12 protein-coding genes and 1 pseudogene are annotated in these 13,917 nt (G+C 62.5%); 3 read left to right on the plus strand and 10 right to left on the minus strand.

Translation table 11 applies throughout. The features are described 5' to 3' along the window. Positions 1–60: 60 nt before the first annotated feature. Together XI08_RS07910 and XI08_RS07915 are read right to left on the minus strand one after the other, a co-directional pair. A complete protein-coding gene (locus XI08_RS07910; protein WP_027549466.1) occupies positions 61–789 on the minus strand; it encodes a sulfite exporter TauE/SafE family protein in 729 nt (242 codons plus the stop codon). Positions 790–836: 47 nt separating this feature from the next. Beyond that, the gene (locus tag XI08_RS07915; RefSeq protein WP_271574019.1) at positions 837–1,220 is read right to left on the minus strand and encodes a hypothetical protein; all 384 of its coding nucleotides are present in this window, start codon (positions 1,218–1,220) and stop codon (positions 837–839) included. A gap of 269 nt (positions 1,221–1,489) precedes the next feature. Here XI08_RS07915 and XI08_RS07920 point away from each other — a divergent pair, with 269 nt between their 5' ends. The 3 genes from XI08_RS07920 (at position 1,490) to XI08_RS07930 (ending at position 5,486) form a co-directional block, all read left to right on the plus strand. Next, positions 1,490–4,594 carry an AAA family ATPase gene (locus XI08_RS07920; protein ID WP_271574020.1) on the plus strand — a complete coding sequence of 1,035 codons (3,105 nt, stop codon included), beginning with the start codon at positions 1,490–1,492 and terminating at the stop codon, positions 4,592–4,594. 216 nt (positions 4,595–4,810) lie between these two features. After that, entirely contained in the window at positions 4,811–5,272 is a 462-nt protein-coding gene (locus tag XI08_RS07925) for a universal stress protein (protein ID WP_271574021.1), read from the plus strand. An 85-nt stretch (positions 5,273–5,357) separates the two neighbouring features. Further along, a complete protein-coding gene (locus tag XI08_RS07930) occupies positions 5,358–5,486 on the plus strand; it encodes a hypothetical protein (protein ID WP_256374932.1) in 129 nt (42 codons plus the stop codon). Positions 5,487–5,543: 57 nt separating this feature from the next. On the opposite strand, the gene XI08_RS07935 is transcribed toward XI08_RS07930, so the two are convergent. From XI08_RS07935 to XI08_RS07970, 8 genes and pseudogenes are all read right to left on the minus strand, one after another. Next, positions 5,544–6,110, minus strand: a complete 567-nt coding sequence (locus XI08_RS07935) for a DUF1697 domain-containing protein (RefSeq protein WP_271574022.1) — start codon at positions 6,108–6,110, stop codon at positions 5,544–5,546. Positions 6,111–6,237: 127 nt separating this feature from the next. Next, a complete protein-coding gene (locus XI08_RS07940; RefSeq protein ID WP_271574023.1) occupies positions 6,238–7,332 on the minus strand; it encodes a Gfo/Idh/MocA family protein in 1,095 nt (364 codons plus the stop codon). A 3-nt stretch (positions 7,333–7,335) separates the two neighbouring features. After that, positions 7,336–8,343 (minus strand): Gfo/Idh/MocA family protein, encoded by a 1,008-nt coding sequence (locus XI08_RS07945; RefSeq protein ID WP_271574024.1) that lies wholly within the window; start codon positions 8,341–8,343, stop codon positions 7,336–7,338. 49 nt (positions 8,344–8,392) lie between these two features. Further along, positions 8,393–9,265 (minus strand): carbohydrate ABC transporter permease, encoded by an 873-nt coding sequence (locus XI08_RS07950; protein ID WP_442869776.1) that lies wholly within the window; start codon positions 9,263–9,265, stop codon positions 8,393–8,395. Further along, positions 9,258–10,181 (minus strand): carbohydrate ABC transporter permease, encoded by a 924-nt coding sequence (locus XI08_RS07955; protein ID WP_442869779.1) that lies wholly within the window; start codon positions 10,179–10,181, stop codon positions 9,258–9,260. Before XI08_RS07955 ends, XI08_RS07950 begins: the two co-directional genes overlap by 8 nt. A gap of 17 nt (positions 10,182–10,198) precedes the next feature. Continuing rightward, positions 10,199–11,491 carry an ABC transporter substrate-binding protein gene (locus tag XI08_RS07960; RefSeq protein WP_271574025.1) on the minus strand — a complete coding sequence of 431 codons (1,293 nt, stop codon included), beginning with the start codon at positions 11,489–11,491 and terminating at the stop codon, positions 10,199–10,201. Positions 11,492–11,741: 250 nt separating this feature from the next. After that, on the minus strand, positions 11,742–12,539 hold the full coding sequence (locus XI08_RS07965) for an adenylate/guanylate cyclase domain-containing protein (RefSeq protein ID WP_271574026.1): 798 nt from the start codon (positions 12,537–12,539) through the stop codon (positions 11,742–11,744). Between the two features lie 123 nt (positions 12,540–12,662). Then, positions 12,663–13,854, minus strand: a pseudogene (locus XI08_RS07970) (adenylate/guanylate cyclase domain-containing protein). Between the last annotated feature and the right edge of the window lie 63 nt (positions 13,855–13,917).

A 13,917-nucleotide genomic window follows, 5' to 3' on the forward strand; every position in this document is an offset into this window, starting at 1 on the left:
CGAGGATCCTGGAACCGTTGCGGGCCTCGTCACCCTCGCCTGGTGGCGCGACGGGCGTAACTACAACACCAGCAACAGTCCCGAAACCAGCAAGATGCTGAGAATAATTCGCCGGAACAGCGCGTCATTGACGCAGCGAAAGACAAAAATCCCGAGCGCCGTTCCTACAAGGAGCGCCGGGATGGTGACGGCGAAGTCAACCAGGACCTTTGTCGACAGATCTCCTCGGATCAGCATGAGAACAAGTGCCAATATCTGCATAGCGGCGATGAAGGGTTGAACCATTCCGCGCTGCTCGGTTTTTGGCACGCCGTGGATGTCACACCATATGGTCGGTATTGCACCCGGCATTGCCGTCAACCCGCCGACAAAGCCTCCGCCGAAGCCGATTAATGCATTACGTCCCGCATTCATCTGTAAGCGATGAGAAAGCACCGGCCGGAATAACGTGTAGGCCGCGTAGCAGGCGACGGCGATACCAAAGCTCTCTCTGAAGATCCGCGCGTCTGCAGCTTGCAGCAACCACACGGCGATCGGAACGCCAAGCAATCCACCGACGACCAGTCCCGAGCTCTGTTTCCAGCGGATGCTTTTTCTCAAGGCCCAAAGACCCGCGGCTTGCACGGTGATGCTGCAGGCCATCATCAGCGGGACCGCCTCCCGTGGTGGGAGAACGTGAAGGAGAATCGCGCCGGCCACCGCCGAAAAGGCAAAGCCCGCGAGGCCCGAGACGAAAGCGCCGCAAAACACAGCGATACTGAGCAGGCAAAACGACGCCATGTCGCCCATGAGCTAACCCTTCTTGTCTGTCAGATCCTGGAATAGCGACCTGGCGATCAGTCCCCGGACGACAGTCCGGGCGGCTCGGGCGGTGCCCCGGCATCGCTCTGGCGGATCGAAGTCAACATCGTGGCTGCGAGGATGTGAAAAATGACAACGCAGATGGCGATCGTTGCGAGCAGCGTATTCTCGCCCGGCGCCGAACTTCGAAGCTTGCGTTCGGACGACTTTTCACTGACCGGCATTGTCGCGCCCTCCAACATCTGACCGGGAGGCAAACTGGGGCCACCCACTGTCGACCAGGTGACGATTCTGTCGAAGGGTGCGCTCTGCCTGCAGGCGTCGCGAATGGTGGAGCGCTTGAAGGAGGTGCCCAAACCAGCCGTCTTTTCGGGAAGAGCCCGTGGAGGCGCCAAACGAATTCGCTGAAAATAACGCATCGCTTCTGGTTGAAGCTCTGCTGTTAAACAATGGTACGGAGGATGCCACGATCGACTGAAACATCTTGTGAAGCAACAAGCTATAGAACACGCGGGTGAGACGCCGCGCCTTTTCTTCCAAGCGCATGACACGAGCACCTTGTGTGAGTGACTGGATACGGCTGGAAGTATCGGGCGGGACGCCGCGCCACGCTTTAAGGCGAGCTTAATTTGTTCTTATCGTTTCCTTGATTCTGAAGGGTGTGCTTGATTTCGGGCCGGTGTACCGGTTGAATATCCGCCTCGCGCGCACCTCCGAAGGCATTGTTTTGCTGTATCTATTTGACGAGTTTGTCCTCGACACCGACCGGCGGGAATTGCGCCGTGACGGACGTACGATCCCGTTGCAGCCTCAGGTTTTTGACGTCCTCGAATATCTGATCCGCCACCGCACCCGGGTGGTGACGAAGGACGATCTGATCAGTGCAATTTGGGGCGGGCGCATCGTCACGGAGTCAGCGCTCACCACCCGCATCAACGCAGCCCGTAAGGGAATAGGCGATTCCGGCGAGATGCAGCGGCTGATCAAGACCTTACCGCGCAAAGGCGTCCGCTTTATCGGCACGGTGCGGGAAGCGGCCAGGGAGGTCGAGAACGCGGTCGCACCTCTGAAAACCGAAATCTCCACCCTGGTGGTCGGCCGGACACCCTCCTTCGAGACGATCGACCAGATGACACGGCACGTCTTGTCCGGCAAACGGCAGATGGCTTTTGTCACCGGAGAAGCCGGAATTGGCAAGACGGCCTTCATCGCCAAGGCGGTCGAGCAGCTGACGGACCAGGGCTTCGATCAGCTCTATGGGCGCTGCACCGAACGATTCGGAGCAGACGAAGTTTTTCTTCCACTCATCGATGCGCTGGTGAGCCGTTATCGCGCAAACGGTCCGGAATTGATTTCGGCAGTTCGCGCCCACGCCCCCACCTGGATCCTGCAATTGCCCGGCGCCATCGACGCATCGGAACGCGCGGCTTTCCAGGAGGAAGTGTTCGGCGCGACGCGCGAACGGATGCTGCGCGAATTCTGCAATCTTCTGGAAGCGCTGAGCATCGACCGCCCCTGGGTTCTTGTTCTCGAAGATCTGCATTGGAGCGACTTCGCGACCCTCGACGTACTGTCTCGCTTCGCGCGCGGGAACGGCAAGGCGCGCGTGCTGGTCCTCTGCTCCTATCGTCCGGCCGACAGTTCCGTCGGCGGGCATCCCATTCCTCGCCTGCACCGGGATCTCGAGATTCATGGATACTGCAGCGAATTGCGCCTGGATCGGTTGTCGCGCTCGGAGGTCGAGCGTTACCTGGCATTGCGCTTCGACGACGAGGAACTTGCCTCCAGCCTGTCAAAGCCGGTGTTCGAGCGAACGCTGGGACATCCCTTGTTTGTTGCCACGCTGCTCAAACACTTGATCGACCAGGAGTCGATAGTCGAAATGGACGACGGATGGCGCCTGTCCTTACAGGCGGCATTTACGCAGGACCGCATTCCAGACAGCCTCGTGAACATGATCGGCCACGAGCTCGATCGCCTCACCGACAACGAGCGGCGTCTGCTCGATGTCGCCAGCGTTGCCGGCGAGGAATTTTCTGCGGCGCTCGTTGCGGCCGGCCTGTCCGACGATGCGATCGATGTTGAAAGGGACATCGAAGCGTCGATCCGGAAGCATCAAATCCTCGTTCGTTCGGGGGTTTCCGAGTGGCCCGATGGCACATATTCGGGCTCCTACGCCTTCCGTCACATTCTCTATCAGAACATCATTTACCAGAATCTTCCGCCCGGGCGCCGCGCACAAACGCACAAGCGCCTGGGCAAGAGGCTGGAGGAGGCCTATGCCGGCCGCACCTCCGAAATAGCGCCCGCGCTCGCACTTCACTTTGAGTTGGGTCGCGACTTTCCGAGCGCGTTGCGCTACCTCCAGGAAACGGCAAAGAGCTCGACGAAACGCCTCGGCCATGCGGAGGCCGCAAGCTATCTCACCCGCGCGTTTGGCATACTCGATCGTTTCGATGCTGCCGACAATTTCTCAACCCGCGTCGCTCTTCTGCGGCAGCGAAGCTGGGCGCATCGCTCGTGCGGTGACCTCGTCGGCTCCATCCGTGATCTGCGAGACATGATTGCCTGCGCCGAACAAGCGGGCGATGTCCAGCAACAGCTCAACGGCCTCACGGCTGTGAGCAGTCTCTGCTTGCGCGTGGATCGCCACGCCTGCCTTGAGGCCGCTGAAGATGTACTGTCGCGAAGCCAGGCGCTTGCGGACGACACGTTCAAGGCCCTGGTCCAGGGCAGCAGCGCGAGCGTCAACCTGTTCCTCAACGGCTGGCGCAAACAGGACGCCACGCTCTGCGACAGGGCGATCGAGCTGAGCGCGAATGCCACGAATTATGGCATCTTGATCAGGCGCAACGGAATATCCGGTATCGTTGATTGCTGGAGGTCGCGGTACCAGGAGTGTCGGCGCGCCGGTACGGAAGGCAAGCGATTGGCGCGTCTGGCTGGCGACGTTTACACTTTTGTTCTGTTCAACGTTCTTGAGTCAATCGCGCTTATTCATCTGGGCGAATGGCGCGAATTGCGACGCGAAATCACGGCCGGCCTCGAACTGGCCGTCAGGAACGCGAACGGCCCCAGCAGCGCATTGTGCCGGCTGACGCTTGCGTGGCTGCACGTCGAAGCGATGGACTTTGATGGAGCCCGGGAGCTCTGCGAAAGCGTCGACGATAGTCTGCTGGTCGGCGATCAGTCGACGTACTTCCACAAGCGGGCCGTCCTTGCCAAGGCCTATGTCGGCCTGAACGATCCGTCGGGAGCTCGCAGGCAATTTGACGATATTGAGCGCCGCCGGCTTGAAGAAGGCATCGACATCGAATTTACCGCCGCGACGCAGGTGTATCATTGCCTCGGCGAATATTACTTGCAGGTTGACGACTTTACGCAGGCTCAGAGCTGTGCTCGCCAGCTCCACGACTATGTGGCTACGGCTCCGGATCTCAATCACCTGGCCCAGGCCCACGGACTGCTCGCGCGTACTGCGCTTGCCTTGGGCAATTCAGCGGAGGCTCAGTTGCAGCTGTCCCGCGCGCTGGAGATCGTCGACAGTGCCGACTTCCCGATTGCTTCCTGGCGGGTGTACCGCACGGCCGCCGAGATCTTCGCGAAGTACGGAGACGTCGACAGAGCGGCGACGTATCGCATGCGATTTGTCGAGACCGTCCGAAGGCTCGCGCAAAATTTCGAACCCGGGGATCGGCTGCACAAGAGCTTGCTCGCCATGTTGGCAACGCGAACAGCGCAGCTGGAAGCCATGACCTCTCTGCCTTCGCGGCCCGACAGCGCACTCCATTGACCCAATCCGCCTCGGATTACGGTGACAGAGCACTCAATAGCGCAAGCCGCGTTCGCCAGGTTCATAACCTCATGAATCAAGTGCACTATCACCGTAACAGCCGCCCGTCGAAGCTTTGACGGCGAGACCGTAGCCGAGAACGCGCATGGACCCGCGCCGCGCATAGGATCATACTCCCCGGGCATCACTTTGTTCGACGAGCAAGGGAGCCACCGAATGTACGCCAACATTCTCTTGAGCACGGATGGATCGGACGTCGCGAGAAAAGGCGTTGAGCACGGCATTGCCCTGGCGAAGGCCTTGAACGCCAGGCTGACGATCATCACGGTGACGGAAGCGCTGCCGATCGACTATGGGGGCGGACACGACTCGGGATGGATTCCTACGCGGGACGAGATTGACAGCTTTGACGCAGCCTGCAAGGCCCGAGCGGGCAGAGTGCTCGATGAAGCGCGCGCGATGTCGGAGCAGATCGGTGCGCCCGCAGAATTTTTGCATGTTCCGAATGCGCACCCGGCGACTGCGATCATCGAAACGGCAAAGTCCAGGGGCTGCGACTTGATCGTCATGGCCTCTCATGGGCGTCGCGGCCTCAGGAAGCTGTTTTTGGGCAGCCAGACGTCCGAGGTCCTGGTGAACGGACGCGTCCCGGTGCTGGTGGTGCCGAAGCCGACATAAATGACCGTGCAGGGTTGACCCGGCGACGCTCGGCTGTTCCGCTGGGCTACCGCACACGACCGCTCTCTCGCGGCAGGAGAATTTCATGGTTAGTGAAAAAGGCCCGAACATCAAAAAGAAGCAGAAATGCAAAAATTGCGAGGGCAAAGGTTTGCTCAAGAAGGGCGACAAGGTGGTGAAGTGCCAGCGATGCAAAGGCACCGGGGTGCGGTGATGTTGGGTTGATGGCCTCTCTATTGCCGCGGCCGCTGCATTGCCTCGGTGATCGATTTTATTTTCGATCAGCAGGGCTGGATCTGGCCGAGGTCACGGCGTCACCGATTCGCCTCAGCGTATTGGTGTTGCGCAACGTGCCGACGCCTTGCAGGCGCCCGGCGCCTATCGCTGACAGCAAACGCGATCGCGCTGGATCGCCCGGAACGTGGATCCAAAGATCGCCACCGGCAACCGCAATTCGTTCATCGCTGATATAGGGTTTCAAGGCGTTTGCGCCGCCTCTCGGAATTGGACTGCGCATCACGCGAACGGCGACCCTTGCCGGATCGGCGGTCGCCTCAGCACGAAACGGGTTCGCGCGTAGCAGGCGTCGCCATGCGTCGGCGTTGCGAACGATGATCGCGATAGGCTTGCCGAACCGCGCGTCGAAGGCCGCTTCGAGATTTGTCTCCAGCTCGCCAATCGACGACTCGTCGCTCTCGAATGTCAGATTTCCCGTCGCGCCGATGGTTCTGGGGTCATGGAGGCCGAGGCCTTGCGCCATGGCACGCAGCTCGGCCATCGCCAATCGCCGGCCGAGCGGCAAAACCACACTGTAAAGCAGGGCCACATAGGTCGTCATCGCGGGATGGCTCTCGTTTTCGGTCGGCTGTCCCGACCAGTTGCATCTTTCACAAGGTCAAATATCTAACGGGGTGCAGCCCAGCACTGTCGCCGAACCAGCCCGCGCCATTCCGCCTCGCCCCCGGCTACGCCGTCGTCGCTCCCGGGCGCCAGCCGCGATATTTCGGATGCTCCTTGCCGATCGGCAGCGCCACCACTGTTCCGGTTTCCGCGGCGTGATAGAGCGCAGTGATCAGCTCCAGCGAACGCCGCGCGTCCTCTAGCGTCACCGGCAACGGCCCGTTGCTTTCCAGCGCCTGATGATAGGCCGCCATCAAGCCTTCGAACCGCGATGGCACGAACGTAAAACCTTCCAGCGCCTTGGCGATACGCGCCTCGGCCTCGGGCGACGTGGCGATGATCTGCCAGGGATCGTCGCCGGGGGCATAAGGCGCGAGCGAGCTCTCAAAGGTGACGTGCTCGAAGCAAAGCCGAAGGCGGCTGATCTCCCTGGCCGAACCCAGCGTTGCGACCAAGGAGGCCAGCGCGCCGCTTTCCATTACAAGGCTTGCCACGGCGCAATCTTCAACCTCGATCGTGTTAACGCGCGTTGCGGTGCGCGCGAACGCCGAGGCGACGTCGCCCATCAGCCAGGTGAGGATGTCGTGGGAGTGGATGGCGTGGGTGAGCAGCGCCCCGCCCAGTTCAGTCTCGAAGCGGCCGCGCCACGGCACCGAATAGTATTTGGCGCCGCGCAGCCAGGCGGTCTCGACGGTCGCGAGATACGGCTTGCCGGCGAGGCCGAGCTCGATAATGCGCCGCGCCTTCTGCAGGCCGTTGCCGAAACGATATTGGAACACTGGCATGATGCGCCCGCGCGCCCCGGCCTCGGCGGCGGTGAGCTGGTCGATCTCGTGCAGCGAGCCGACCAGCGGCTTTTCGCAGATCACGTGCTTGCCGGCGGCAAGCGCCGCGATGACTTGCGGAAAGTGCAGCGTTGGCGGCGTGCAGATATCGACGATGTCGATGTCGCCCATGGCCAGCACCTCGTCGAACGAGGTGGTACGACGCGGCACCGAGAACTCATCGCCGACTGCGGTAAGGCGCTCCTCGCTGAGGTCGCAGATCACCTGCAAATCGAACTGATCGCGCAAGCGCGCATAGCCCTCGGCGATATGGTTGCGGCCGATGCCGCAGCCGATCACGGCGACCGTCTTCGGTTTCGACTTGGGTTTCGACATGCCTCAAGCCCTTCCTTCCGCCATCGCCTGCGCGGTGAGCGCCAGCTCCATGGCCTTGAAGCAGCGCGCCTGCGGTATAGCGGTCTCGGTGCGATTGAGCACGTCGGAGATGAGCTGGCGGCCATAGGGCAATTCGACATTGGAACAGTCGATCCGGTGGACACCCTTGCGGTCGACCATGATGAGATGGTCGATGCCGGGCTGCCCGGCGACGTCGATATATTTGCGCAGCTCCATGTACCCCTCGGTGCCGAGAATGGTGATCCGGCCGTCACCCCAATTGGGCAGACCGTCGGGGGTAAACCAGTCGACGCGGACGTAGCCGGTGACATCACCGGTCCGCAGCAGCATTTCGCCGAAGTCCTGCAATTCCGGCCTATCAGGATTGGCGCGGTTGGCGACCGTCGCGCTGACGACCTTGGCATCGAGCGCGTCGGCGAAAAACAGGAACTGTTCGCATTGATGCGAGGCGATGTCGGTCAACACGCCGCCGGTGCGCTCGCGCGAATAGAACCAGTCGGGCCGCGGCAGATTCTTCAGTTTGTGCGGGCCGAGCCCGACGGTGTTGATGACCTTGCCGATGGCGCCGGCCGCGATCAATTCGCCGGCTTTCACGGTGGAGCGGGTCTCGAAATGCTCGGAGTAGCAGACCGAATAGATCCGCTTTGTCTCGGCCTGGACCCGGCGCACCTCGGCCAATTGCTCCAGCGACGTCATGCCCGGCTTGTCGCTCATATAGTCCTTGCCGTGGCGCATCACCTCGATGCCGAGCGGAGCGCGGTCGGCGGGGATGCCGGACGAGAGGATCAGGGCGATGGTCTTGTCGTCGAGCAATCTCGCCCGCTCGGCTACGCGCGGGACTAGCGGATATTTCGCCGCGAAGGCCCTGGCCAGGTCGTCCTCGACGGCATGAAAGCCGACCAGCTCGGCGCCGGCGCGCAGCAGGCAATCGACCTGGCCATAGATGTGAGCATGATTGATGCCGATCGCGGCGAAGCGCAGTTTGCTCATGACTTTTCTTCCCTGGTTAGCAGTCGATGCGGGGATGCGTCCGATATCGTCACCCCTTCATCCCGGTGGTGGCGATGCCGTCGATCAAGAGACGCTGGAACAGCAGGAAGAGGACGAACAGTGGCAGCAGCGTCAGCGTCGACATGGCGAACAGGCCGCTCCAGTCGGACTTGCCGGTGGAATCGACAAAGCTGCGCAAGCCGAGCTGCACGGTGTAGGAATTCATGTCGTTGAGATAGATCAGCGGCCCGAAGAAGTCGTCCCAGGTCCAGATGAAGGTGAAAGCCGCGGCCGTGGCAAGCGCCGGCACCGACAGCGGCAGGATCACGATCCAGTAGATGCGCCACGGCCCGCAGCCGTCGATCATCGCGGCCTCATCGAGTTCGCGCGGGATGGAACGGAAGAACTGCACCAGCAGGAAGATGAAGAAGGCGTCCACCGCCAGGAATTTCGGCACGATCAGCGGCAGGAAGGTGTCGACCCAGTCGAGATTGAGGAACAGGATGTACTGCGGGATCAACGTCACGTGGTACGGCAGCATCAAGGTGCCGAGCATCAGCGCGAACCAGAACTTCTGGCCGCGGAATTTCAGTCGGGCGAACGCGTAGGCCGCGAGCGAGCACGACATCACGTTGCCGACCACGCTGCACAGCGAAACCACGAGCGAGTTCAGGAAGAACCTTCCGAAGGTCACCTGCAGCCCGGACCAGCCGCGCCAGTAGGCGTCGAGGCTGAAGTGGCGCGGCCACAGCGAGGCGTCGCCAAAGATGTCGCTGTCCGGCTTGAACGAACTCGCCAGCATCCACAACAGCGGATACAGCATGGCAATCGAGGCGAGGCACAGCCCGACATGATAGATCAGCGCGCGGCCGCGTCCGTTGCGAGGGGGCGAAACCTCATCCGATGTCGAGAGATCAACCATCGTAGTGCACCCAGTAACGCGATGACAGGAAGGACAACGCGGTGAAGGCCGCGATGATCACGACCAGCACCCAGGCCAGCGCGGAGGCATAACCCATGCGGAAATAGGCAAAGGCTTCCTGGTAGAGATAGAGCGTATAGAACAGCGTCGCATCGATCGGGCCGCCGGTGCCCCCGCTGATGATGAAGGCCGGCGTGAACGCCTTGAAGGCGTCGATGGTTTGCACCACGACGTTGAAGAAAACCACCGGCGTCAGCAGCGGCAGGGTGATCCGCCAGAATTGCTGGCTGCGGCTGGCGCCATCGATCTCAGCGGCCTCGTAGACGTCCTTGCGAATTTGGCGCAAGCCGGCGAGGAAGATGATCATCGGCGAGCCGAACTGCCACACGCTCAGCGCCACCAGGGTGTAGAGGGCGGTGTCGGGATTGGAGATCCAGCTCGGTCCATGAATGCCCACGAGCTTCAGCGCCTGGTTGAGCAGGCCGTCGCCGGCGAACAACTGGCGCCACAGCACCGAGATGGCAACGCTGGCGCCGATCAGCGACGGCAGATAGAAGATCGCCCGGTACAGCGGCAGGCCGCGGAGGCCCCGATTCAGGATCATTGCCACCAGAAGCGCGAAGGTGAGCTTGAACGGCACCGCCAGCGCCACGTAGATGAAGGTGACGTGCATCGCCGCGCTGAACTTGGGATCGCTGGTCGCGATGCGCACGTAGTTGGCGGCGCCGACCCAGCGAGGATTGCTCAACAGGTCGTAATCCGTGAACGACAGATACAGCGAGACCAGCGCCGGCCCCAGCGTGAGCCCGAAAAAGCCGATCAGCCAGGGCGCGAGAAACAGATAGCCCGCGGCGCTGTCGCGCCATGAGGATTCGGGCGCGCGTGCGGCCGCGATGGGTGTGGCAGCGTCGATCAGCGTATCCGCCACCGCCTCTATCCGCGGGCCAGCACGGCGGCCGCCTCGGCGACAAACTGCTTTGCACCGTCGGCGGGGGTCAGGCGGCCGAAACCGACCTGCTCATTGACGCGCCGCAGCACGCTCTGGATTTCGCCGGCGCCGCGCGGCGGCGGAGGCGGCAACGGCCCAACCTTGTCGCTGACCAGGCTGATGTAGTCGACCATGGTGCGACCGAGGTCGTCGAGCGTCGGCGTCACGACGTTGCGCACCGCTGATGACGGCGGCACGCCGCGTTCGACGCCGAGCACCTTGCCCGCTTCGAGGTCGGCGACGAAATAACTCACGAGCTTGACCGCCGCCTCGGCCTGTTTCGACTGCGCCGCGACGCTCCACATCATGGCCGGCTTCAGATACTGGCCGGGTTTCGCGCCTTTTCCTCCGTCGGGATAGGTGGAGAGGCCAAGCTTGCTCTTGCTGATGGCCTGGAAACCGACCAGCTGGTTGGAGTGGGCAAACGCTATCGCCGTCTTGCCGATCGACAACAGGTTCGAGTCGATCTCGCCGCGGTCGAGCGCCTGGGTATCCGGCGCGGCGCTGGCGCCGCGTTTGCGCAGGTCGCTCCAGAACGCGAACCATTCGGCCATGTCCTTTTCGTCGTAGCCGACCTTGCCTTCGCCCGTGTACAGCGACTTGCCGCGCTGGGTGAGCCAGACCTCGAGAAGCGGCTCGTTGCGGCCGCCGTCCTCCATGCCCGTAAAACCGTCGCGCTTGGCGGCCTTGGTGATCTCGGCGGCGAGATCGCCAATCTCGCTCCATGTCATGTTCCAGACCGGCTCTCTCAAGCCGAGACTCTGGATCAGCGCCTTGTCGTAGACCATCGCCGTGGAATTGAGGCCGAGGCTGACGCCGTAGATCTTGCCGTCGACCTTGCCGCTGTCGACCGCGGCCGGGCTGAAATCCGTCAGGTTGAGAGCGTTCGGCACGTAATTGTCCAGCGGCAACAGGGCGCCGCGGCGGGCGTATTCGTAGATGTAGCGGTAATCCATCTGCAGCACGTCGGCTGCATTGCGGCCGGCGGTTTGCGTCGCAAGCCGCGCCCAGTAGTCGGTCCAGCCCAGCGACTCGCCGGCGATCGTCACCTCCGGATGGCCGCTCACATAGAGCTTGTTGACTTTGTCGGTGCGCTCCGCCCGTTCCTTGGCGCCCCACCAGAACATGCGCAGCCGCAACTCCCCCGCCACAGCGGAAAAATCGCCGAGGCTCGCCAGCGTTGCACCGCCGATACCGGCTCCGATCAAAGAACGACGCGAAAGCGCAAAGCCGCTCATGACTTGTCCTCCCTGACCTCGTGTCGATCAAGGCGCGTGTACGGCCCGGCCGATGACACCAGTTAACCGCGTGCCAATGCGCAAATTGGCGCAACGTGCCGCTTTTTTACCGAAGGTAGCGGGGCCGTGTCGACTTTGTCAAACGCGAGCTCGGTTCCTACACACAACGAACACGATCGAACGCAGACGAAAGCGCAGCAAAATCACAGAAGCATGACGGACGCTATCCTGCCGCTCATAACAAGCCGCCTCACACCTCCACCCGCCACAGCCGCCACTTCTCCGGCACGCCCTTGAGCTGATGCACCCCGTGATCCCTGAAGCTGATCGCCGACTGCGTCTTCAGCAGATCCTTCACCGCGCTCGACACCAGGACTTCGCCGGCGCGCGCCTTGGCGGCGACACGGGTGCCGATGTGGAAGGCGAGACCGACCATTTCGCCACCGCTCACCGTGTACTCGCCGGCGTGCAGGCCGACCCTGATGTCGAGGCCCAGCGTGCGCACGGCTTTCTGGATCGCAGTCGCGCAGCCGATGCCGGCGGCCGGCGCCTTGAACGTCGCGAGCACGCCGTCGCCCGTCGTCGTGACTTCCTTGCCGCGCGAAGTCTTCAGCTCCTTGCGGACGGCCGCGTAATAGTGGCCCATGATCTTCGTCCAGCGCGCATCGCCCAGCTTCGCGGCCTTTGCGGTGGAACCGACGATATCGACGATCAGGATGGTGGCGAGCGCCTGCTTGGGCTCGGCGCTGCCGCCGGCCGACCGGCGCCGGTTCGCGATCGGCCCGGCCAGCGGCTCGTAGCGATGGTTGCGGCGCCGCGCGATCGCGGCCTTGGCGTAGTCCTGGGCACGCTGCGCCGTGCCGCAACGAATGGTCTTCTCCTGCGGCAGACGCGACCAGTAGACCTTGCGCCCGTCTCCGGCGCCATGGACCTCCACGGCGCCCCACTTCAGGAAAACCGCCGAGCCAACCCGCCTGACACACCAGGCCTTCGACGTGTATCCGGAGACGTTGGACTGATGGACTCCGATGCGAAGAAATTTTGGCATGAACGCGCGGCCAATCGTAGGAACGTTTGGGCTACCCAGGGTAAAGGGTAGTCGGACATTCCCGCGTTGGCAACAAGACTCCCTGATCGAAGATTTGCCGATAGCGCTCGCGTCAGCTCGCGATCACGTCGTGGGGGGCTCAAACGCAAACAGCTCGATCGGTTCGCTGAATCCCCGCACCTCGTGTTCGCCTACCCGCTCCAGCTCGAATATCGGCTCCACCAAATCGGCGAACGCGCGGGACAGCAGCACCTTTTTTCCCAGTTGCTTGGTGAGCGCCTCGAGACGCGAGGCCATGTTGACGGCGGGGCCGATCACGGTGAAGTCGAGCCGGGTGGTCGAGCCGATATTGCCGTACATGACGTCGCCGACATGGACGCCGATGCCGTAGTTCAGCGGCGCGCGACGCTGCCGTTATTCCGCTCGTTCAGCGCGACCATCGCCGCTCGGGCCTCGGTCACGGCAAGCAGCAGGTTTGCGCAGGCATTGGGCTGGCTGAGCGGGAAGATCGCGAGCAGGCCGTCGCCGATGAACTTCAGGATCTCGCCGCCGTGCCGCGCGATCGGCTCGGACATCGCGTCGAAATAGTCGTTGAGCAGGTCGATGACGTCGTCGCGCGGCCAGTTGTCGGAGATCTTCGTGAAATCCCTGAGGTCGCAGATCATGATCGCGGCGCGCACCGTGGTGCCGGTACCGCGCCTGGTGGCGCCGGCCAGGATCAGCTCGCCGGCATGGGAGCCGACATAGGTCTCCAGCAGCGTTCGCGCCAGGCGGTTCTTGATGCGGATTTCGCTGACCAGCGCCAGCACCGGCAGCAGTTTCTTCAGCGCAGCGATGTGCGCGTCGTTGAAACCGCCGGGACGGTCGGTCGCGAAGGTGACGAGATGGCGCTTGCCGAGGGTGTGGTAGAGCGGCCAGGCCACATAGTCGGTCAAGCCCTTGGTCCGCATCTCGTGTGCTTGCGGCCGAGCGCCGGATCGCGTTCGAGGTTCTCGCGCACCTCGGTCGCCCCCTCGAACATTTCGTTGGCGGGACTGCCGATGAATTCGGACCGCTCGCGCACGTCATAATCGACCCGCGCGATCTCGGCCTCGCGCATGCCGTCGGACCACATGAAGCGGGCCCCCAGCCATTGCGGATGATGGATCAGGACATGAAGCGTGGACCGCTTCAGCGGAATGCCGGCCTGCTGGAGGCGGAGACACATTTGCGCAAAGATATTGTCGATGAAGCGCTCGTCGCGCGTGCCGTTGGTCAGCCAGTCGACGACGCCGTCGGACAGCGTGGCGGGCGGATTTTTGTCTGGCGCGTTCATATCCTGCCCCTTCGCGGCGGTCTGCACGTGAGGAGATATCGTGCTCCGGCGCGACCGCGTCAA

Origin of the sequence: Bradyrhizobium sp. CCBAU 11361 (genome assembly GCF_028128935.1) — a bacterium.
In the GTDB taxonomy this organism is placed as follows: Bacteria; Pseudomonadota; Alphaproteobacteria; order Rhizobiales; family Xanthobacteraceae; genus Bradyrhizobium; species Bradyrhizobium niftali.